We start from the raw sequence: 20,752 nt of genomic DNA, 5'->3' as shown, positions 1-20,752 counted from the left end.
TTATGGACTTTTTATACGTAAAAGCATTACATATCATATTTGTAGTAACTTGGTTTGCCGGGTTATTTTACATAGGTCGCTTATTTATTTACCATGTAGAGGCAGAAAAAAAAGACGAGCCAGCCAAGTCTATATTACAAACCCAATACAAGCTAATGTCTAAACGTTTATGGTACATTATTACTTGGCCTTCTTTATTTTTAGCTAGTTTTTTTGCTTTTTGGATGCTATATAAAAATCCTTTTTATTTAAAAATGCCTTGGATGCATGTAAAATTAGCCTTTGTATTAGCGCTGTATTTTTACCACGGATTTTGTCATAAAATCTACAAAGAACTACAACGTGATGAGATTAAATACACTCCTAATAAACTTCGCATGTTTAATGAAATTCCAACAGTAATTTTATTTGCTGTTGTATTTTTAGTCGTTTTAAAAAGTGCTATTAACTGGATTTGGGGTGTGGTAGGAATTATATTATTTGGAGTATTATTGATGATTGGTATTCGTTACTATAAAAAAGTAAGAGCTAAAAAATCATGGGATAAATACGAGCAAGAGTTGATTGATGAGGATAAAAAAACTAGCAATTAATTTCTTTTTTTCTAACGAGTAACTTTACTATTTTCGCGAAAAATTTTAAATCTTAAACTATGAAAAAAAATTTAATTTTAACAATTGCTATGTTTAGCTTACTAGCTTGTTCTTCCGACGATGAAAACAATTTAGATCCTATTGTAGGAACTTGGTATTTCTTTTCTGATAGTGGAGTAGAAGTCGATGAATGTAATAAAAGATCTACTATACTTTTTAATGATAATGGTACTTTTTCGAGTACCAATTATGGAAATCAAGACGACCCAAATAATTGTGTTATAGAAAACAAAGACAGTGGCACATGGATAAATAATAGTAATAACAAATATCAAATAACTGACATTAAAACTAATACAAAACAAATTTACACTATAACTTTTAGTGACAATGGAAATAGTTTTATGTCAGAAACTAATGGATTTGGAGACACCATAAATATTCAAGTTTTTAAAAGGAAGTAACACAAAAAGCGAAGTTTTAAAACTTCGTTTTTTTTACCCTTTTATCGACTGTTCAAAAGGTATCCTATTTACAATACTTCGTCCAAGCGTCACCTCATCTGCATATTCTAACTCATCTCCTACCGAGATTCCTCTGGCAATCGTTGAAGTTGTAATTCCGTATTGTTCTATCTGTTTGTAAATATAAAAGTTGGTCGTATCACCTTCCATCGTAGAACTTAAGGCAAAAATCAACTCTTTAATTTCGCCTTCTTTTACTTTTTCTACTAAGGATTCAATTTGTAGATTCTGAGGACCAATTCCTTCAATAGGTGAAATTTTTCCTCCTAACACATGATACAGACCTCTGTATTGTGCTGTATTTTCAATCGCCATCACATCACGAATATCTTCTACCACACATACAATCTCTGCATTTCGCTTCGGATTACTACAAATATCACACAACACTGTATCAGAAATATTATGACATTTTTTACACGATTTTACATCGTTACGTAAGTGCGTTAAAGCCTCTGCCAAATACTTCGTGTTCTCTTTCGGTTGTTTTAATAAATGTAACACCAAACGAAGTGCTGTTCGCTTACCAATTCCTGGTAATCGACTTACTTCATTTACTGCATTTTCTAATAATTTCGACGAAAAATCCATGCTGCGAATTTACAATTTTTCAATAAGGATTAAGTATCTTCGTAACTTTAAAATTAAAACTTCAATTCACATGAATTCAGAGATAAGAAACCTAGAACCAAAAGCTGTTTGGAAAAATTTTGCCGACTTAAATGCTGTACCTCGTCCTTCAAAAAAAGAGGAAAGAGTAATACAGTTCATGGTAGATTTTGGTAAAAAACTAAATCTTGAAACCATGGTTGACAAGGTAGGAAACGTAATTATTCGCAAACCTGCTTCAACTGGAATGGAAGACAGAAAAACAGTCGTTATGCAAAGCCATTTAGATATGGTACACCAGAAAAACGCAGATACAGTTTTTGATTTTGATACCGAAGGAATTAAAATGTTTGTAGATGGTGATTGGGTTAAAGCTGATGGAACTACCTTAGGAGCAGACAACGGTTTAGGTGTTGCCGCTATCATGGGAGTTTTAGAATCTACTGATATTCCTCATCCTGCTATCGAAGCTTTATTTACAATTGATGAAGAAACAGGTATGACAGGTGCAATGGGACTTGAAGGTGGATTGTTAGAAGGTGAAATTTTGTTAAATCTTGATACCGAAGAAGACGATGAAATAGGTATGGGATGTGCTGGTGGTGTAGATGTTACTGCTACAAGAAGTTATAATGAAGAAGCTACTCCTGAAAACACTATCGCTTATGAAATTTCTGTCACTGGATTAAATGGTGGTCACTCAGGAATGGACATCATCAAAGGCTTAGGAAACGCTAATAAAATTATGAACCGTTTGTTATTTGACGGTTTTACGAATTTCGGATTACGTGTTTCGGAAATTAACGGAGGTAGTTTACGTAACGCTATTCCTCGTGAAAGTTTTTCAACTGTAGTTATTGATGCTGTTTCTAAAGAACCTTTCTTATTTGAAATACATGAGCTTATTAACAATATTAAAGCTGAGTTCTCAACATTAGAGCCTAAGCTTACTATTGAATTAAAAGAAGTTAACACTCCTGATACTGTAATGGACTTAGGTGTTCAAGAAGGATTAATTAAAGCGGTTTACGCTGCGTTGAATGGTGTATACCGTATGAGTCCTGATATCGAAGGATTGGTAGAAACTTCAAACAATATTGCTCGTATTATTGTAAAAGACGGAGCTATTAAAGTTGGATGTTTAACGCGTTCTTCTTCTGAAACTAATAAATGGGATTTAGCTAATTCATTACGTTCATCTTTTGAATTAGCAGGTTTTGACGTAGAGTTTTCTGGTTCGTATCCAGGATGGTTACCAAACGTAAATTCTGAAATTTTAAAAACTGTAACTGATTTATATGAAGATTTACACGATGAGAAACCTATTGTAGCTGCATGTCATGCAGGATTAGAATGCGGTATTTTAGGTCAAAACTATCCAGAAATGGACATGGTTTCATTTGGTCCAAATATTAAAGGAGCTCACTCACCTGATGAACGTGCACAAATATCATCAACACAAAAATTCTGGAAATTTTTATTAGAGATTTTAAAGAATACTCCAGTTAAGAGTTAAAGACTTACACATAAACTTTAAAACCACAGCTTTTCAGTTGTGGTTTTTTGTTTACATTTATAAAATGAATTTTTTAGCGCACTTATACCTTTCTGAAAGTAATACAAATGTTATGATTGGTAATTTTATAGCAGATCACGTGAAAGGGAATAAATTTTCCCACTTTCATGAAGATATTCAAAAAGGGATTTTACTACATCGCGAAATTGACACCTATACAGATGCGCATGAAATTGTTAGAATAAGTAAACGACGTTTACATGAACGTTACCGACACTACGATGGAGTTATTATTGACATTTTCTACGATCATTATCTAGCAAAAAACTGGAGAATCTACTCAGAAATCCCACTAAACATTTATGTAAGCTCCGTATATCAATTACTCCAAGATAATATGGAGATTCTTCCTGATAAAACACAAAAAATGCTACCCTACATGGTACAGTTTAATTGGTTGTACAATTATCAATTTGCCAAAGGAATTCAAGAAGTATTGAGTGGAATGAACAGACGTACTAACGGAAAATCAAAAATGAACTTAGCTACAGAAGACTTGTTGGAGCATTATCAAACTTTTGAAAATGATTTCACTACTTTTTTTGAAGATCTTCGTTCGTTTTCCCATCAAAAACTAAAAGACCTAAGTTAATAATACATGAAAAAAGCATTCTTATTTTTTTTAACACTCACAGCATTATACAGCTGTAAAAAAGAAAAAGCTGTAGGTACAATTACCGAAAAAGCCATGGTGGTTTCTGCCCGTAAAGAAGCTTCACAAATTGGTTCGGATATCTTACAAAAAGGAGGAAATGCTTTCGACGCTATGGTAGCCACAGAGTTAGCCTTAGCAGTAGCCTACCCTTATGCTGGGAATCTTGGTGGTGGTGGTTTTATGGTTTATCGGAAAAATACGGGCGAAATCGGTGCATTAGATTATCGCGAAAAAGCCCCACTTGCTGCTCACAAAAACATGTATGTAGATAGTTTAGGAAATGTGATTGAAAACAAAAGTACGTTGGGAGCCTTGGCAGTAGGAATCCCAGGAACAGTAGCGGGAGTTTTTGCAACCCATGAAAAATTCGGTTCATTGCCTATTCAAGAAATTTTAAAACCAGTTATAGCTTTAGCAAAAAAAGGCGTTGTAGTTACTCAAAAACAAGAGGATCGTATAAAAAAGTACCAACATTATTTTTTAGAAGTAAACAAAGACTCTATTCTTTTTGACAAACCTTGGAAAAAAGGTGATACTATTAAATACCCTGCTTTAGCAGCAACTTTAGAACGTATTGCAAAAAACGGTCGTGATGAGTTTTACAATGGAGAAACCGCTAAACGCTTGGTTGCTTTTATGCAAAACAATGGAGGAATTATAACCGAAGAAGATTTGACTAAGTACGAAGCTAAATGGAGAACTCCGATTACCTTTACCTACGACGATTTACGAATTATTTCTATGTCTCCACCAGCCAGTGGAGGGATTTGTTTAGCCCAAATAATGAATGGAATTGAACCTTTTGATTTAGATAAATACGGACATAATTCAACAAAAACCATACAGGTAATTACTGAAGCAGAACGCAGAGCTTATGCTGATAGAAGTTTTTATTTAGGAGATCCTGATTTTGTAAAAATCCCTATTAAAACACTTATAAGTAAAGAGTACACAAAAAATCGAATGGCTAATTTTTCTTTTAAAAAAGCTACTTCTTCTGCTGATGTTTCTCACGGAAATATTACCATGGTTGAAAGCGATGAAACCACCCACTACTCTATTGTTGATCAATTTGGAAATGCAATTTCTGCCACTACAACAATTAACGGAGCTTATGGTTCTAAGTTGTACTGCGCTGATTTAGGGTTCTTCCTAAACAATGAAATGGACGATTTTTCAAGCAAGCCCGGTGTACCAAACATGTTTGGTTTAATAGGAGCTGAAGCTAATAAAATTGAACCCGAAAAACGTATGTTAAGCTCTATGACTCCTACCATTGTAGAGAAAAATGGTCAACTACATATGGTTGTAGGAACTCCAGGAGGCTCAACCATCATCACATCTGTATTACAAACCATTTTAAATGTGCATGAATTTGACATGGGAATGCAAGAAGCCGTAAATCAACCACGTTTTCACCATCAATGGTTACCCGATGTAATTAAAATGGAACCCAAAGGTTTTGACAAACAAGTAAAAAAAGACTTACAACAGTTAGGGTATAAATTAGACGAAACCAACTCTCCAGTAATTGGTAAAGTAGATGCTATCTTAGTGCTCCCAAATGGGAAATTAGAAGGTGGTGCCGATCCCAGAGGGGATGATACAGCTCTAGGATTTTAGTTTTTTAACTCAAGCTTTTTATTGCTTAAGGTTTTAACAATTTTTTCACTCCCTTTAACAGTTAATTAAGTAGTTTTAAGGTTTAAAATTTCAACAAAGCATGAAAAAAATACTAACCTTACTTACTTTAGCTATTTGCTATACTGGTTTTTCCCAAGGAACACGCCTTTTAAGGCAACCTACAATATCGAATTCTGAAGTCGTTTTTGTATATGCGAACGACTTATGGAAAGCTCCTATTCAAGGAGGTGATGCTATACGACTTACGAGCGATGAGGGCTATGAATCGAACCCGCATTTTTCTAATGATGGTACTATGATTGCCTTTACTGCACAGTACGATGGGAATACTGATGTATATGTAATTCCAGCTACCGGAGGTGAACCTAAGCGATTAACCTACCACCCAAGTGGTGATTTTGTACAAGGCTGGACTTCTGATAACAAAATTTTATTTCGTTCATCTAGAGAAGGCAGGCCAACTCAAACAAATAAATTTTATACTGTTTCACTAAAAGGAGGATTACCTGAAGTTGTAAATGTTCCAAGAGCCGCTTATGGAGAATTTTCAAAAGACGGCAAATATCTTGCCTATACTCCTATTACAAGTTGGGATGCGGAATGGAGAAATTATCGCGGTGGTCAGGCAATGCCTATTTGGATTTTGAATATGCAAAATCAAAAACTAGTAAAAACCCCTCAAAAAGATAAAGAAAGGCATTTAGAGCCTGTTTGGTACAACGGTAATATTTACTATATTTCTGAAAGAGACTATACCAGTAACATTTGGTCGTACAATCTAGCTACCAAACAAGAAAAGCAACTTACATTTCATAAAAGATTTGACGTAAAAAGCTTAGATGCTAATTCAAACGGAATTGTTTACGAACAAGGAGGATATATTCATTTTTTAACTCCTGAAACTTCTATTACCAAACAAATACCAATAACAGTTCATGGTGATTTAAATTATGCGAGAACTCGTTGGATGGATGTAAAAGGAAGAAATTTAACCAACCCGAATATTTCTCCTAAAGGAAAAAGAGCCATTTTTGAATACCGAGGCGAAATTTTTACCGTTCCAAAAGAAAACGGTACTTGGAGAAACTTAACTAACTCTTCTGGTGTTGCTGATAGATTTCCTGTTTGGTCTCCAAAAGGAGATAAAATTGCTTGGTTTTCTGATAAAAACGGAGAATACGAATTGGTAATTTCCGACCAAAATGGAGATAATAAATCATATATTAAAATTCCTAATCCTACATTTTATTTCAAACCTGATTGGTCTCCAGATGGAAAGTATGTATCATTTACTGATACACATTTTAATATTTGGGTTTTGAATTTAGAAACTAAAAAAGCTGAAAAAGTAGCGACTGATAATTTTGCACACCCTAATAGAACTATGAACCCGAAATGGTCACCTGATAGTGATTGGATTGCTTATGCTAAACAAAACGAAAATCATTTTAAGTCTATTTATGCATACCAAATCAGCACCCAAAAAACAATTCAAATCACAGATCCTTTAGCAGATGCCATTTCACCTGTTTGGGATGCTTCAGGAAAATATATGTATACCTTGGCTAGTACCAACTACGGGTTAGCTTCTGGGTGGCTAGACATGAGTTCTTACGACCCTTCAGTAACACGTAGTTTATATGCAATTGTTCTGAACAGCAAAGACAAAGCTCCTAACCTACCGAAAACTGACGAAGAGAAAGCTGAGAAAAAAGATTCAGAAGAAAAGAATAAAAAAGAAGAAAAAGACAATAAAAAAACATCAAAAGAAGCTGATAAAATAAAAGTTGTAATTGACGAGAAAGGCATTTTCAATAGAGCCATTGCCTTACAATTGCCTGCTAAAAACTACACTGCTTTATACAAAGCCCCCAAAAATCATGTTTTCATAGCTGAAGCTATTCAAAACACTCCTAGTGTAATTATCCATGACTATGATGTTTCTAAAGAAAAAGCTACTGAATTTACTGAAGGAATCAGTTCAATAACTGTTTCAGAAGATAGAGAATCTGTATTGTTATCAAATAAAGGAAACTGGAGCATTGTAAGCAGTAAATCTCCAGCAAAACCTGGCAAAGGATCTATAAAAACCAATTTAAAAATTAAGGTAGACCCTAAAGCTGAAGCGCATCAAATCTTTAAAGAAGGTTGGCGCTATATGAGAGATTTTTTATATGTTGACAATGTACACGGTGCACCATGGGACAAAATATACCAATGGTACGCTCCTTGGATTGATCATGTAAAGCACAGAACTGATTTAAACTATGTGGTAGACATTATGAGCGGTGAAGTTGCTATTGGTCATTCATACGTTTACGGAGGCGATACTCCCAAAACCAACTACGTTCCTGTTGGATTATTAGGTTGTGATTTTGAAAAAGCAAATGGTTTGTACAAGTTTTCTAAAATATACAAAGGAGAACGTTGGAATCCTTCTATTAAAGCCCCATTAGGGCTTCCGGGAATTGATGTTAAAGAAGGAGATTACCTACTGGAAGTTAATGGCGTTCCTGTAACTTCAAAAGACAATCCGTATAAGTTCTTAGAGCAAACCGCTGGTAGGGAAATTTATATCAAAGTAAACTCTAAACCTACTTCTAAAGGAGCTAAAACTATTTTAATAAAACCAGTAGCTAACGAAAGAAATTTGCGCTCTATAGACTGGGTAGAAGAAAACAGAAGAAAGGTAGATAAACTATCTAACGGAAAATTAGCGTATGTATATGTTCCAAACACATCAAACAACGGATTTACCTCTTTTAATCGCTATTACTTTTCTCAGCAAGATAAAAAAGGAGTTATTATAGATGAAAGAAATAATGGTGGTGGTAGTGCTGCTGACTATATGATTGATATCTTATCAAGAAAACCTTTTGGTTATTTTAATAGTAAGGCTAACAAAAGAAAACCATGGACAACGCCTATTGCTGGTATTTGGGGGCCAAAAGTGATGATTATTAACGAACGTGCCGGATCAGGAGGTGATTTGTTTCCATATATGTTTAAAGAAAGAAAAATAGGCCCTTTAGTAGGAACTCGTACGTGGGGAGGTTTAGTAGGAACTTGGGATACACCTGCTTTTATAGATGGTGGTAGAATGGTTGCTCCTCGTGGTGGATTTTTTGATTTAGATGGTAATTGGGCTGTTGAAGGTGAAGGTGTGGCTCCTGATATTGAAGTACACCAAGAGCCAAGTAAGGTTTTAAAAGGAAAAGATCCTCAACTCGAAAAGGCTGTTGATGAAGCTTTACGCTTGCTAAAAACTAATGAATTTATTCCTAAACCTGAGCCTGCTCCACCTGTTCGATGGAAAAGACCTAATGGATATTAAAAATAAAAAAAAGGATAGTTAATTAACTATCCTTTTTTTATATCATACAACTCGTTACCATGCTAAACTATACTTAGCTTCATACTTTTTACTTTGAGAATTATATCCATAAACTCCCCAATGTTGCTCAAAAAGACCGGCATCAGTTAGCTTCTTATCTTCATCATACATTTCAAAAATAAAACAAGGAATTTTAACATTAAGGTTACGTGGTGTTCCATTTCCACTTTTACAATGATTAATTAAATGCTGATTAAATGTTCGTGCATTTGCTTTTGTTGCTGTAGAGTAAGTAGCAGTAGGTTCTGTAGGCCATCCTGCTTCACCAATAACAATAGGTAAGCTTCCATATCCATTATTTCCTAATGCCACATATAACGCATCATACATTGCGTCAAAAATATTTTTATATGTGTAACTTCCATCATGAACCCAATGCTTTTCACCTGCAGTAAACAAACAATAATCTAAATGAACATTTTTCGGTTGATTTTTTTGAGTAATAAATGGATATACATTAACCATAAATACTGAATTATCTTCTTTTAAAATAGCACAAACATCTAAAATTGTATTCTTAAGACTACCATTGAAAGTTCCTGCTGAAGGAGGATATGAATTTCCCATAATAGCATAGTTAAAAGGTACCGTTACTTTGGTGGCTAGTCCTTTCGCTATAATGGCATTTTTAATGTTTTTTAAAGCATTTACAAGATCTCCAGTAAACTTTTTTCCCCACCAACTTCCTAGAGGTTCATTTCCTACACATATCATTGGAATAGTAGTTGAGTAATCTGATAATACTTTTATAATGGCACTTATAGTAGCTGTATCATGACTAGCACAGGCTTTTAAATCTCCATTAGGAATATCGACTAAAACTTGTAATCCTTCCTTAGCAAAAGCACTAATACAATCTGTCTGATTGTAGGTAAACATCTTAACCGCTTTAACGCCTGTTGCTTTTATTTGCGTTGCTGCAGTTGTTGCACTTACTTGTTTTCCAGTACTTTGAAAGGTATTGCTAAAGTTAACACCTATAGTAGAGCTAAAAATTGAAGCATTCATAATAGTTAGTTTTTATGGTTGTTTGGTTATTAAAGTTATACTATAACTAGGTACTATTTTTTTAAGTTACTTTAAGCGTATGAAAAGAGGGTAGGAGTGTTGTTTATATTAATTTTTGAAAATATAAACTTTTATTATATTTCTTCGTCGGAACTCTCTTCCCAGTCTGAGGCTTCTCCATCACTATAAATAATACGAGGATCATCAGTATCTGATTCATATCCGTCTTCTTCAGGAATAAATGAAAAACGCGTGTTAAATGGTTTTAAACCTTTTTCTGCTCTTTCTTCATCTCCGTCAATTGTGTCTGGGTTTCCTCCTTTTAATACGTTTCTTGGCTGTTTAGCCCTTTTTACTCTGACTTTATAACCTGTAGATTTAGCTAAATCATGTAATTCATCAGGAGCAATTGTTAAATAAGGATTTGCATTTGAGCCTTCATATTTTTCTTTAGCTTTAAGAACTTGTTGTACTTCTTCCTTTGTTCTTCTTCCTTTTTTTCCTGTACTAGGAATATTACCAACGGCGGCATCTCTTAACATATTACTTCTACCATATAACTCTACTGAACCACCTGGTCTTAATAAAGGTTTGGCACTTTTTAAGAACCTATTATCGGGTAAATATCTCTGTTTACCACTACCTCCAGGGTTCTCTTTACTTAAACCATAACTAGCACCTCCAACTCCTTTAACTCCAAATGGATTTGCCCCAACGATGCGATCTATAGTACCTTTATGAAATTTTTCACTTATTTCGTTGGCATTAACCCCAAACTTTGTTTGTACTCCAATTTTTTTTGAAAAGCTTAAAAACCCATTTGGACCTTCTTCATTTGCGATATCTGTTGCCACATAGTTTTTTCCAAATTTTTTACGAAAAGATTTAGAAAAACGTCCTTCACCTGCACCCGTTTCTATTACAGAAGGAGGTGCAAACCTTTTTTCACGTGCTGTTAGACTTTCATACCCTTCTTTTTTTAGTTTTTCACGAACCCTAGCTCTTAAACTCTTTTTTTTTACCATTTGAATTGGAGTTTTTTGAGTTCTAAAAAGTTTTTTTTGAGCAATATTATTGGGTCTATTATCTTTAAAATAAAAACCTTCGGTATTTCTTTTTTGTTTGATGTTACTGTTTATTTGTGCATCTTTTTTTTCTTCGTGTATTTTATTTATATGAGTTTGCATCTGGTTTAATTTTTGTCTACATAGAGTATTAGTGGTTTGTATATTTTTGTGTAATTGATTTTTCTAGTTTTACCGTTTTTCATTTAGGAGTAATAGAATAAATATATTTAAAGGATTAAAAATGTAAATTTGTTTTAAATTAAACTCAATTACATTGCTTCAGTTATCTCTTTAGCACTGGCGGTATTTGGATTTAAGCCTAAAGCATTAATTATCTTTAATTCATCTTGAACACCAGAAGTAGAGTCGCTTAATTTTCCTCCTGCACTGCTTCTTACTAAGTCATGAGCTAAAATCTTTTCATAGAACTTAGGGTGATACCACTTTTTACTCGATTTTATTCCTTGATTTAATTCATCTTGATCCATTATATTATTATATTCGCCAGACATTGCTCTTTTACCGTGTTTGTATTTCCTCCACGTTTGATAACCTTTAACACCTAACCCTGCAAGTGCAGCACCTCCTAAAAGTCCCCAACCTATAGGACCAGTTCCGGCTAAAAGAGCAGCACCACCAGCTAAGCCTAATCCTCCTTTTACGACATTTGCTATACTGCTTTTCTTTTTGGTTTCTTGACTATCTTCTGCAAATGAAGCTATTTCTCGTGTTAATGCACTACCGGCATTTTGAGTACCGATCTCTCCCAACATTCTTTCTCTATCACTAGCTACTTTAGCCCCAACTCCACCTCTTATCATTTCAAAGAGACCTCCTGCCGCTGCAAATGGACCAGCTGCTAAAGCAGAACTAGTAACAGTAGCTGTATTTCCAACTGCTGATGCAAAACCTCCTACAGAACTGGCAATACTAGTTCCAACATTAGTTAAATTAGATGCAATGTCTAATTTAAGTAAGTTTTTATCTCCAGATAATTGATTTCCCGTTTGATGTTTATGTAAATTTACACCAGCATCAATTAATGAACCTGTAGCACCAATAATACCTCCAATTCCTCCGGCAGTTCCACTTATTTTTAAAGCTTCAGCTCCTGTTCCTGACTGAGATAATTTACCAACTAGATCAGCAGGTTTACCAATAGCGGTAGCTAATCCACTACCAATAGAACTTGCCATAGATGCTTTAACCCCGACATTACTTTCTAAACGTTGTTGTGCATCTTCTAAATCAACTTCCATGTTTAAAGGAGACATTTGAGGATCTTGCAATAACCTTTGCCCTTCATTTTTTTCATGTTGGGTTATTCCAAAAGCGCGTCGAAATCTGTTCATAAAACTTCTTTGAACTATTTCTTTATGATTAGCTTTATAGTTGTTTTTTTTTTGTATTGTAGAACCTTGTTTTTTTTTCATTTGAAGTGCTTTTGCACCCATTATATCTGCTTCATTTTCCAATCCTACGTTATCATTTATTTGAGTTCCGTCTATAGACATTGTTGGTTGAACCCTTCCTTGTTTTTGCTGTACCACATGCCATGTTTCATGTGCTAAATGTTTCTCTTGCCCGCTTGCTATATGAATATCCGTTCCTTGAGCATAGGCATGGGCATTGAGCTGTGCTGGTTTGCTAGAGTTGTAATGTACGTTGACATCATCCATCGAATAGCCGGATATATTTTCTATTCCTGATTTTAATGTGTCAGGAAGTCCTGTGTTATTTTCTTTTTTCTGTACAGTAAAATTAGATCGGTTATCCGTCAAAATACATCCCTTAGAAGTAGCTTCTTTTCTTTGACCTACATATTCACTAGATGACTGCTTAATAGAGTTGTTTGTTTTATTCTTTGAAATATGAGATTGTTCTTTCATGAAATTATTCTCTTTTAATTAATACTTTGAAAGTTTCAATGATTTCATCTAACTTTCATTCTTGAATTCTCATTTATACGAATCTAAACTTCTTTAAAATTTGACTTACTTTTAGCAAAATAAGGCCCGGCAGAATCATAATCGGTCGTTATTTCTTCTCCTTGATGAATAGTTCTCTCCGTCTTTAGAAAAAAATCGCTACCTTTTTTATTTATTTTAGCATTTGCTTTCTTCATTGATTGATGATTAATTAAAGAACCAAAATTAGAGGTGATATTAATATTCTTTTCATTTAAGGTTGCTACCTTTCCTAACTCTTTCTCTTTATTTAATTTTTTGCCTGCTATTACACCTTTACCATGTATTGATGACTCACCTATAAGCCATGATTCATTTCCTACAGGTTCTTTCGATACAGTTTCATTAAAAGATTTTTTTTGAATATCTTTTCTACTCGAAAAAGAATTATTTTCTATCCTTATAACTGACCTATTGTCTGTATAACAAACACCTTTACTTCTTTTTTGTGCAACAAAATCTATGTTTTTATTGTTTTCAAACTTTTTACTATTTGTATACATAACAAACTTTTTTTTTTACAGTTATTCCCCGAAATTAAATAAGTTTTTAACCCTATTGTAAATACGGTGTGCTTTAATTCCAGTATCTCCAAGCTTACTTTTTGATCCTTCATAAGGAAACCTTGCGGCATAATCATTTTCTTGGTGAAATGTTTTTACAGGACATTGATCCTCCGGTATATCATCTAATAACTTTTTATGTTGCGGATCTCTATAAGCTCCATCAAACTGTGCTCCCATAAATGGTATAAAACCTTTTCCTGGTCCCGGAACCCAAAAAGGTTTGGAAGTTTCTTCTACTAACTGAGTTACATTGGTTGGTGTTTTTTCTTTTAATTGTGTTATATTGGTAGACTGTGAATCACTAAATCTTGAGCGATTATCTTTTAATTGTATTGCATTTTTGCCTACTCTTTCCCAGTCATTATTCTTTTGCTGAATTATTTTTTCTTTCTTGTATTCCATAAGTTGATGTTGTTATTTAAAAGATTTTTCTAAGCTAAGATACCTCCTCCTCCTCCAGCACTATCATCATCATCTTTCTTATATCTGAAAGGAGCGTAAAATCCTGAATTTTCTGGCTCCTCACTATCTGTCATATATCCTTCTTCATCATCGTCACTCTCATAATCTATATGCTTTGTACTTTCGTATTTATGACTTTCATTGCATTTTTTACATAAAGCTCTTAGTCTATCTTCATCATTATAATCATCTTTCATTTCTTGATCCGTAGCATTTCTGCTTTCTAATTTACGTAGTCTTCCTGCCCAAGGCGGGGAATGATCTAATGTTAATGCCCTTTGACTTTTTAAATTATTATTCTTACTTGTATAAGAAAACTTAGTCAAATTCATTTTTTGAGACCCTTTATTTATATATCCTAGAGGTCTCCTACAGGCTGGACATGTATAAACTGCATCATATTTTTCTTTGTCATAATGTTTTCTTTTATGAGCTGTTTTTTTGATCAGTTTAGTAGGTTTATCTGCTGTAAATGCAAATGTTTTTTGTTTTTTCGCCCATGGTGGTTGATAATCATCTTCACTATCGTCATTTTTATTTTTTTTGCCTCTTTGAATGGGTGGTAAATTTTGACCTCTATTATCTTCTAGAAAACTTCCATTACCTTCTCTTCTTTGAAAAATGTTTGATTCTTTTTCTTTCTTATGTTTTATATATTCTCCCATCTTAGAAAATAGTTATTGTCTTATTCTCTTTTTTAAACTCTTTTCGAATTCCTTCTAAAAGTTCTTCTTTTGTAACTACTGTATCATTACGGGTAATAGCCGATAAAGCACAAAAACGGAGTACATTAATTATTGCTCCCCCCGCCAATTCATATGCTTCCGCTATTTTCCACACATCTATATTTGGATGCAGTGTACATTTTCCTGAAAAAGCATTTTTCCATAATTGATAGCGCTCATTAACTTCTGGCATGCTAAAATGAATCATGGATTGAAACCTTCTGGTAAAAGCAGCATCCATGTTTCCTTTTAAATTGGAAGCCAAAATAACTACTCCAGGGAAGTCTTCTATTCGCTGTAACAAATAAGATGTTTGTTGATTGGCATGCCGATCATTAGAGCTAGTAGCTTCTGTACGTTTTCCAAACAGTGCATCTGCTTCATCAAAAAAGAGTATCCAATCTTTGTACTGCGCGATATCGAAAATTTTTGATAAGTTTTTCTCAGTTTCTCCAATATATTTTGAAACAATCATCGATAAATCTACCCGATATACTTCTCGTTTTGATACTTTTCCTAACAGAGAAACCGTTAAGGTTTTTCCTGTTCCAGGTGGACCATAAAAAAGCGCCCTATAGCCTGGTTTAATTTTTTTAAACAATTCCCATTCCTTCATCAAAGTGTTTCCATGTTGCAACCATGATTTTAATTCTAATACCTGATCCATTACCACATCGTTCAAAACCACATCTTCCCATTCTAAATGGGTTGTAATTTTTTGAGCAGGAAAACTACTACTATGCTCTAGTTTTGGTTTTTCTCCAGTAACAAAAAAGTGAAACCATCGTTTGCTAAAAGCTAATATTCCATTATACTCAGGTATAAAACTTTCTGTTTCTTCAATACATATTACTTGTTCTTTTATGAGGATGTTTTCCTTGCTAAAAATTTCTATAACCTTATTTCTTAAATGTGGTTCTGTTGCAGTAATTAAAAATAGTAATGTTTGCCCTGTAGGTAAAAAACCGCTATGATTCTTTTCTATTACTCCGCCAAATTCTGTAAAACCACGATCATAAATTTTATTCCTCCCAAAGAAAACATCTAAAATTTCTGGTTTTAATTGCGGAGCTAGCGCCAATGCTAATGCTAATCTCTGATAGCTATTTAGTTCCCATGCTTGTACACATTCAGCGTAAGTGGATTCTTCTTTTCTTATATTGGGTTGTGGTATTTGTGTCCAATGAGGTCTTTCCCCTTCATGCTCTAAATAAGTACTTATAACATTATGTATGACTTCTTGTAACCACAAAACTTCATTATATAACGCTTGTATGTTATTTTTAATCTCCATAAGAAATAAATAATTTTTCTACATCATCTAAACTCGCATTTTCCCATGTAAAATATTGTAATGCTGTGTTCGGATTTAACTGATTTGCTTGTAGCATATCTAATACAGATATCGGTTTATTTTTAGGAATAGCAACAGTAAATGTTTCATTATGAAAGCTATTTTTAAACATACGATTTGCCCAATCTATTACACCAGTTCTTTCTCTTATTAAATTACTTATAAAAACTTCTAGCTTTTCTGGTTGTACTATGAGTTTCTTTGCTTTAAAAAAAGACGGAATTCTTTTGTTTTCCCTGTTATAGTATTCTATGTCTCTTGCTTGAATTGTTTTTGAACTTGCTTTTCCAAATAGTTCAATTAATCCTGAACTCTCTGCTTCTGAAGCTATTTCTAACTCTCCTTTATCAGATCCTGAAACTGCTAATGCCCAAGCGTTGGTAGTTACACTCTCTGTAACGACATACAGTTCTCTAAAAGAATACAAAACTTGTGTAAGTTTGATGATTAATTCTGAAGCTATTTCGTTCCAATTTAAAATTCTAACCGCCTCTGGTTGTTCGCTTGTAAAAAAAAAGCTTCCAAACTCTTGAAAAGCTAGTATTTGCTTACTATAACCAAAGTTTCCTTCAATAGGATTTTTACCGCTATCTCTACCAGAGTATGGTTTTGTAACTCCATTACTAAAATTCCAATTATATGAGCTGAGCTCTATTCCATATTCTAACTCTACTTCATCAATAGCTACAATGTTGTTTTTAAAAATATTACCCAATACAATCACTTCTCCTTTGTGTATTTGAAAAAAATCACCCGGGTATATGTGTTGATTTAATGGTTTTGAAGGAATAAAACCATTAGTTCTATTATAAAAATCGATGTAAAACTTTTTGGTGATATTTTTCATGGTTATAATGTTTTTATAAAGTTATGTGTACTGTAATGGTTTTACTTTTTGACTAGCTTTTTTTTTGACTTTTTACGTCTACCTTTTAATCTTTTTTGAGCTTTAACATCTGTTTTAAAATTTTTCCTTTGTTCTTTTACAAGTTCTCTAGCTTCTTTACTTATTTTTTTTGTTACTGTTTCTCGTGTATACCTTCTTTTAGATTTGTGAGCACTTTTTGATAAAATCTCTAAATTACCTTCAAAATTATATAAGTAGTTTTTAAACTCTTCTGTTTCATCTGATGAAAGATCACTATCATCGTATTTATTAACTTCATCATCAATAGCCACAAAATCTATGATATGATCTATATCCGGCTGTTTGTTCTTTGTTGATTTCTTATTATGTTCTCTTATCTCTCTTCCTTTACTATCTAATTTTATCACAGGACCATCGCCATAAAATCCTGAATGTAATTCTCCATCAGAACCTGTTTGACGCTCAATAAGATTCTTTCTAGTGTCTTGATCTTTGCTTGTGTAAAAAAAACGAGAGCCTCTATATGGTTTATCATAAAAAATTTCTTCTGAATCAATCCTTTCATCCTCTGATTCTGGTTCATACTCATTTTCAGAATCATCTTCAAAATCACCTTCATAACCATCTTCAGAATCGCTATGCATTTTCTGAATTATATTCTCTGATTCTAAGCCTTTTCTATTGTCTACCAACTGAAACGCCTTAGTCCCGGCTCTATCTAGCACATTTGTCGAAGCCTTACCTACTTTAAGGTTCTTTTTATTGAGATACATTCTAACTAGTTATCTATTAAAAAGAGGTTGCCTTTATAATAAAATTATCATAAAGACAATCTCTTACCTTTTTCATTTAACATTAAGAAGCTAAAGCTGCTGCATTTGCTGCTGCTAATCCCGATTGCAATGAGTTTAAAACCCCCATTTCTTTGCTTAAAGCCGTTTCTGCTTCACTAAGCTGTTTCGCAGCATCATTACTAGCTGTTAATACTTGCTTGTATCTTAAAGATGCTCTATTATAGGCTTTGTATATCAACTCTTTAATACTTGCCTTTTCTGGCTCATTCACAATAGTTTCTTCTTCGATGATGATAATTTTTCTCTTATTAAGCCTAATTTTATCTAATATGTTAAGTATCTTTTTTGAAGTTTCATCAGCAGGATCATCTGATAGGTCTTCTCCCGTAATAAACTCGTACAACTTAATTGCATATAAATACTCTAACGACATAGTTCCTTCTGATTCTACTGTAGTTGCCTGTGAAGCAAACACTGAGTTTAATGCTGTTAGTGTTAATGCTACTGCATTATTAGCATCTTTTCCTGCATTGGTAACCATCGTTATTAATTCATCAGAAATCAATGGGTTTTGTGCTTTTTTTCTGATTACTAAATTTGATAATTTATTAACTACTTCCGCGGAGTAAATCAACTTATCTGTAACGTTTTTGATACTATTAGAAACTTCCTTAATTTTTGAATCTGAATACACCACTTTATCAAAAGCACCATGAGAGGCTGTTAGCAAATCAATTACATTATCTACTACTTGATCTAACAACTCTTTATTGCTTAACGCTAAACCTTTATTTGCTTTCTCAGTAGCTAACTGCGTCTGCAATAATTGTGATTTTTCTGTTAGTGAATTTACAATAGCTTGTAATTGTTCAACTCTGTCTTGTGCATACAAAACTTGATTGGTTAATGCATCTAATTCTGATTTCTTTTTTTCTGTAATTCCGTATCTATTAGGAATCGTGTTAATTATATTTAATGTTGCCATGGTTCGTTTTATTTTTTAGGTGTATAAGTAAAGTCTTTGGTTTTTTGAAAGTCTGATAACGCTCCAACAATCTGTTTATTCACTACTTCTCCTTCATCAGGCATTGCTAATACTACTGGAATATATTTATCATCTTCATGCAATCGATTCCCAAAATTATCTGTGGTACTTGTTGTTATTTCAACCTCCCATTCATTTTCTTTATCCGTTTTCTGAGCAAGCGAATAGGTTTCTATATTCAACCCAGAAGCAACTGTGTAATTAAAAAAGAATCCTGGTTGAATATGTTTTGGTGTTTCAATGCTATTGATTGCTTGTTGCTTTCTGCGTTCAACTATTTTTAACTCTTTTTCTAACTTTGCTATTTGCGAAGTAGTTTTATCCTGATCTAATTTTAGCTTTTTACGCTCGTCTTTTAACTTTTTAAGTTCTTTTGTTTCTAAATCATCTGATGACAGCTCTTCTTGATTTGTTAGCAACAAATCTTCAACACCTCCTTTTTCTGAAGTAAGGTTGTTTATTTCCGATTCTAACTTCGCTATAATTGGATCATACTTATCGGCTATTCTTTCTAACTTCCTTGTTTCACTTTCAATTGTTTTCAACCCTTCTACAGTTAATAATCCTTTTACAAACTTCTTATTATTTGGTAAAAACATACAACGGTATTCTACTTCATTACCATCATTTTCATCAATGTGAAATATCATTTTATTTTCTACCACCTTAATTGTTTCTGAAGCTGGAGCAGCCAATTGTTTTGTTAAGCTAAACACAGCTGACGGTGCCGATAAATAATCATCAAAAGTGTTTAGTAGTTTCTTGTATTCATTATTTAGCAATGCAAAAACAAATACTACATAGTTTTCTCCTAACTCCATAGATGCACCATCGACATCTTTTAACTGCGATTGGTAAATATCTATTTCATTTTTTGCACTTCTTTCACTTGGCATTTCTACATACCTCTTAGAAGTTGGTTCCGTTAAAATTAATGCTTCTGCATCTGAAATTGAAAAAGTATCTTTCCTGTCATTTTTTACTAAAAAGATATAATAACCTTTTACGGGGTATCCTCCTTTTCTTTTGTTCGTAAATGGACTTTGGTAGCTGTTAAAACTCACTTTATAATTACTTCGTTCCCCAACCACATCAGGTACTTTCACTAACAAGTTTAAGTTCAACTCTTTATTGTACAAAGCGTAGGCCTGTACCTCAGAATTATAAACTGTATTTGTGTTTTCTAAAGTTCCTTCTGCTACTTTTTCTTTTGAGTTTGTACCTGCAAGTGATGCTGATGAGGCTGCTACGTTAGCTGAAGCTGTATTAAAGTTAGTTGTAACTGCTTCTAACAAACTTTTAATAGAAGCGTCTGTTGTTTGCGCTTTTTTAGATAGTGTGTTGGAAGGTACTTCTGCTATTAAAGTTGAAGCTTCCATGCTATATTGTGAAGTTTGCTCTGCTAAATACGCTGTTTTGTTCATCAACTCATAGGCTTCCTTGCTTTGATCGTAAATTTCTGTACCGTAATCGGCCGCATTAACCATACTAAAAATACTTCCTGTATCACTTGCTAGTTTTAAAATAGCATTGGACGCTATTTGTACATTGGCCGCAGCAACAGAAGTATTTGTTACCGACTTTGCTACTAATTCATTTCCTAAATTAGCAGATGCTAATACATTGGTAGCTAAATCGCTATCAATAACTGCTTGTTCTTTTACTAATTGTTGAAAGTTGAATTGCTCATTAGCTTTATGTAAGTTTTCAGCTGCGGTTATTCGAGCTCCTTCAGCATAGTATAGTGAAAACATCGAAGCGTCAAGAGTGGCTTTTGTTTTCTGAAGTTTTAATTCCTGCTCATTCAATGCCGAAACGACACTAGAATGCAGATTTTCATTGTAAGAATTCATAAAATTTGGTTTAGGTTATTATTTATTTTATCGCTCTACCGAGCATTT

General features: G+C 33.5%; 18 protein-coding genes. 6 read left to right on the top strand and 12 right to left on the bottom strand.

What is annotated here, in order from left to right:
* Window positions 1-2: 2 nt before the first annotated feature.
* Together ACN0WY_RS03820 and ACN0WY_RS03815 are read left to right on the top strand one after the other, a co-directional pair.
* The gene (locus ACN0WY_RS03820; protein WP_417799608.1) at window positions 3-593 is read left to right on the top strand and encodes a CopD family protein; all 591 of its coding nucleotides are present in this window, start codon (window positions 3-5) and stop codon (window positions 591-593) included.
* Window positions 594-652: 59 nt separating this feature from the next.
* The gene (locus ACN0WY_RS03815) at window positions 653-1,057 is read left to right on the top strand and encodes a lipocalin family protein (RefSeq protein WP_330488165.1); all 405 of its coding nucleotides are present in this window, start codon (window positions 653-655) and stop codon (window positions 1,055-1,057) included.
* Between the two features lie 33 nt (window positions 1,058-1,090).
* On the opposite strand, the gene recR is transcribed toward ACN0WY_RS03815, so the two are convergent.
* Entirely contained in the window at window positions 1,091-1,708 is a 618-nt protein-coding gene (gene recR / locus ACN0WY_RS03810) for a recombination mediator RecR (RefSeq protein ID WP_330488166.1), read from the bottom strand.
* Between the two features lie 70 nt (window positions 1,709-1,778).
* On the opposite strand from recR, the gene ACN0WY_RS03805 reads away from it, so the two are divergent.
* The 4 genes from ACN0WY_RS03805 (at window position 1,779) to ACN0WY_RS03790 (ending at window position 8,935) form a co-directional block, all read left to right on the top strand.
* A complete protein-coding gene (locus tag ACN0WY_RS03805) occupies window positions 1,779-3,242 on the top strand; it encodes an aminoacyl-histidine dipeptidase (protein ID WP_330488167.1) in 1,464 nt (487 codons plus the stop codon).
* Between the two features lie 64 nt (window positions 3,243-3,306).
* Window positions 3,307-3,894 carry an acyl carrier protein phosphodiesterase gene (locus ACN0WY_RS03800; protein WP_330488168.1) on the top strand — a complete coding sequence of 196 codons (588 nt, stop codon included), beginning with the start codon at window positions 3,307-3,309 and terminating at the stop codon, window positions 3,892-3,894.
* A 6-nt stretch (window positions 3,895-3,900) separates the two neighbouring features.
* On the top strand, window positions 3,901-5,580 hold the full coding sequence (ggt, locus tag ACN0WY_RS03795; protein WP_417799607.1) for a gamma-glutamyltransferase: 1,680 nt from the start codon (window positions 3,901-3,903) through the stop codon (window positions 5,578-5,580).
* A gap of 100 nt (window positions 5,581-5,680) precedes the next feature.
* Window positions 5,681-8,935, top strand: coding sequence for a S41 family peptidase (locus tag ACN0WY_RS03790; protein ID WP_417799606.1), 3,255 nt, complete (start codon window positions 5,681-5,683; stop codon window positions 8,933-8,935).
* A 54-nt stretch (window positions 8,936-8,989) separates the two neighbouring features.
* Here ACN0WY_RS03790 and ACN0WY_RS03785 read toward each other — a convergent pair whose 3' ends face one another.
* The 11 genes from ACN0WY_RS03785 to ACN0WY_RS03735 form a co-directional block, all read right to left on the bottom strand.
* The gene (locus ACN0WY_RS03785) at window positions 8,990-10,003 is read right to left on the bottom strand and encodes a glycosyl hydrolase family 17 protein (protein WP_417799605.1); all 1,014 of its coding nucleotides are present in this window, start codon (window positions 10,001-10,003) and stop codon (window positions 8,990-8,992) included.
* A gap of 134 nt (window positions 10,004-10,137) precedes the next feature.
* On the bottom strand, window positions 10,138-11,190 hold the full coding sequence (locus ACN0WY_RS03780) for a hypothetical protein (protein ID WP_417799604.1): 1,053 nt from the start codon (window positions 11,188-11,190) through the stop codon (window positions 10,138-10,140).
* A gap of 149 nt (window positions 11,191-11,339) precedes the next feature.
* Window positions 11,340-12,959, bottom strand: coding sequence for a DUF4157 domain-containing protein (locus ACN0WY_RS03775; protein WP_417799603.1), 1,620 nt, complete (start codon window positions 12,957-12,959; stop codon window positions 11,340-11,342).
* An 83-nt stretch (window positions 12,960-13,042) separates the two neighbouring features.
* A complete protein-coding gene (locus ACN0WY_RS03770) occupies window positions 13,043-13,540 on the bottom strand; it encodes an SET domain-containing protein-lysine N-methyltransferase (RefSeq protein WP_417799602.1) in 498 nt (165 codons plus the stop codon).
* A gap of 21 nt (window positions 13,541-13,561) precedes the next feature.
* Window positions 13,562-14,005 (bottom strand): hypothetical protein, encoded by a 444-nt coding sequence (locus ACN0WY_RS03765; protein ID WP_417799601.1) that lies wholly within the window; start codon window positions 14,003-14,005, stop codon window positions 13,562-13,564.
* Window positions 14,006-14,034: 29 nt separating this feature from the next.
* The gene (locus tag ACN0WY_RS03760; protein ID WP_417799600.1) at window positions 14,035-14,730 is read right to left on the bottom strand and encodes a GH-E family nuclease; all 696 of its coding nucleotides are present in this window, start codon (window positions 14,728-14,730) and stop codon (window positions 14,035-14,037) included.
* 1 nt (window position 14,731) lies between these two features.
* The gene (locus ACN0WY_RS03755; protein ID WP_417799599.1) at window positions 14,732-16,084 is read right to left on the bottom strand and encodes an ATP-binding protein; all 1,353 of its coding nucleotides are present in this window, start codon (window positions 16,082-16,084) and stop codon (window positions 14,732-14,734) included.
* Window positions 16,074-16,991, bottom strand: coding sequence for a hypothetical protein (locus tag ACN0WY_RS03750; protein ID WP_330488178.1), 918 nt, complete (start codon window positions 16,989-16,991; stop codon window positions 16,074-16,076). Before ACN0WY_RS03750 ends, ACN0WY_RS03755 begins: the two co-directional genes overlap by 11 nt.
* 41 nt (window positions 16,992-17,032) lie before the next feature.
* Window positions 17,033-17,785, bottom strand: a complete 753-nt coding sequence (locus ACN0WY_RS03745; RefSeq protein WP_417799598.1) for a hypothetical protein — start codon at window positions 17,783-17,785, stop codon at window positions 17,033-17,035.
* An 82-nt stretch (window positions 17,786-17,867) separates the two neighbouring features.
* A complete protein-coding gene (locus tag ACN0WY_RS03740) occupies window positions 17,868-18,791 on the bottom strand; it encodes a hypothetical protein (protein WP_417799597.1) in 924 nt (307 codons plus the stop codon).
* A gap of 8 nt (window positions 18,792-18,799) precedes the next feature.
* Window positions 18,800-20,704 (bottom strand): hypothetical protein, encoded by a 1,905-nt coding sequence (locus ACN0WY_RS03735; protein ID WP_417799596.1) that lies wholly within the window; start codon window positions 20,702-20,704, stop codon window positions 18,800-18,802.
* Window positions 20,705-20,752 lie beyond the last annotated feature (48 nt).

This window comes from Tenacibaculum sp., from assembly GCF_048269885.1.
In the GTDB taxonomy this organism is placed as follows: domain Bacteria; phylum Bacteroidota; class Bacteroidia; order Flavobacteriales; family Flavobacteriaceae; genus Polaribacter.
This window is presented reverse-complemented; position numbering and strand designations above follow the sequence as displayed.

Bases quoted from the DNA above. Each gene is read 5' to 3' on its own strand.
- ACN0WY_RS03820 (WP_417799608.1), top strand. From the start codon at position 3: ATGGACTTTTTATACGTAAAAGCATTACATATCATATTTGTAGTAACT.
- ACN0WY_RS03815 (WP_330488165.1), top strand. From the start codon at position 653: ATGAAAAAAAATTTAATTTTAACAATTGCTATGTTTAGCTTACTAGCT.
- recR (WP_330488166.1), bottom strand. From the start codon at position 1,708: ATGGATTTTTCGTCGAAATTATTAGAAAATGCAGTAAATGAAGTAAGT.
- ACN0WY_RS03805 (WP_330488167.1), top strand. From the start codon at position 1,779: ATGAATTCAGAGATAAGAAACCTAGAACCAAAAGCTGTTTGGAAAAAT.
- ACN0WY_RS03800 (WP_330488168.1), top strand. From the start codon at position 3,307: ATGAATTTTTTAGCGCACTTATACCTTTCTGAAAGTAATACAAATGTT.
- ggt (WP_417799607.1), top strand. From the start codon at position 3,901: ATGAAAAAAGCATTCTTATTTTTTTTAACACTCACAGCATTATACAGC.
- ACN0WY_RS03790 (WP_417799606.1), top strand. From the start codon at position 5,681: ATGAAAAAAATACTAACCTTACTTACTTTAGCTATTTGCTATACTGGT.
- ACN0WY_RS03785 (WP_417799605.1), bottom strand. From the start codon at position 10,003: ATGAATGCTTCAATTTTTAGCTCTACTATAGGTGTTAACTTTAGCAAT.
- ACN0WY_RS03780 (WP_417799604.1), bottom strand. From the start codon at position 11,190: ATGCAAACTCATATAAATAAAATACACGAAGAAAAAAAAGATGCACAA.
- ACN0WY_RS03775 (WP_417799603.1), bottom strand. From the start codon at position 12,959: ATGAAAGAACAATCTCATATTTCAAAGAATAAAACAAACAACTCTATT.
- ACN0WY_RS03770 (WP_417799602.1), bottom strand. From the start codon at position 13,540: ATGTATACAAATAGTAAAAAGTTTGAAAACAATAAAAACATAGATTTT.
- ACN0WY_RS03765 (WP_417799601.1), bottom strand. From the start codon at position 14,005: ATGGAATACAAGAAAGAAAAAATAATTCAGCAAAAGAATAATGACTGG.
- ACN0WY_RS03760 (WP_417799600.1), bottom strand. From the start codon at position 14,730: ATGGGAGAATATATAAAACATAAGAAAGAAAAAGAATCAAACATTTTT.
- ACN0WY_RS03755 (WP_417799599.1), bottom strand. From the start codon at position 16,084: ATGGAGATTAAAAATAACATACAAGCGTTATATAATGAAGTTTTGTGG.
- ACN0WY_RS03750 (WP_330488178.1), bottom strand. From the start codon at position 16,991: ATGAAAAATATCACCAAAAAGTTTTACATCGATTTTTATAATAGAACT.
- ACN0WY_RS03745 (WP_417799598.1), bottom strand. From the start codon at position 17,785: ATGTATCTCAATAAAAAGAACCTTAAAGTAGGTAAGGCTTCGACAAAT.
- ACN0WY_RS03740 (WP_417799597.1), bottom strand. From the start codon at position 18,791: ATGGCAACATTAAATATAATTAACACGATTCCTAATAGATACGGAATT.
- ACN0WY_RS03735 (WP_417799596.1), bottom strand. From the start codon at position 20,704: ATGAATTCTTACAATGAAAATCTGCATTCTAGTGTCGTTTCGGCATTG.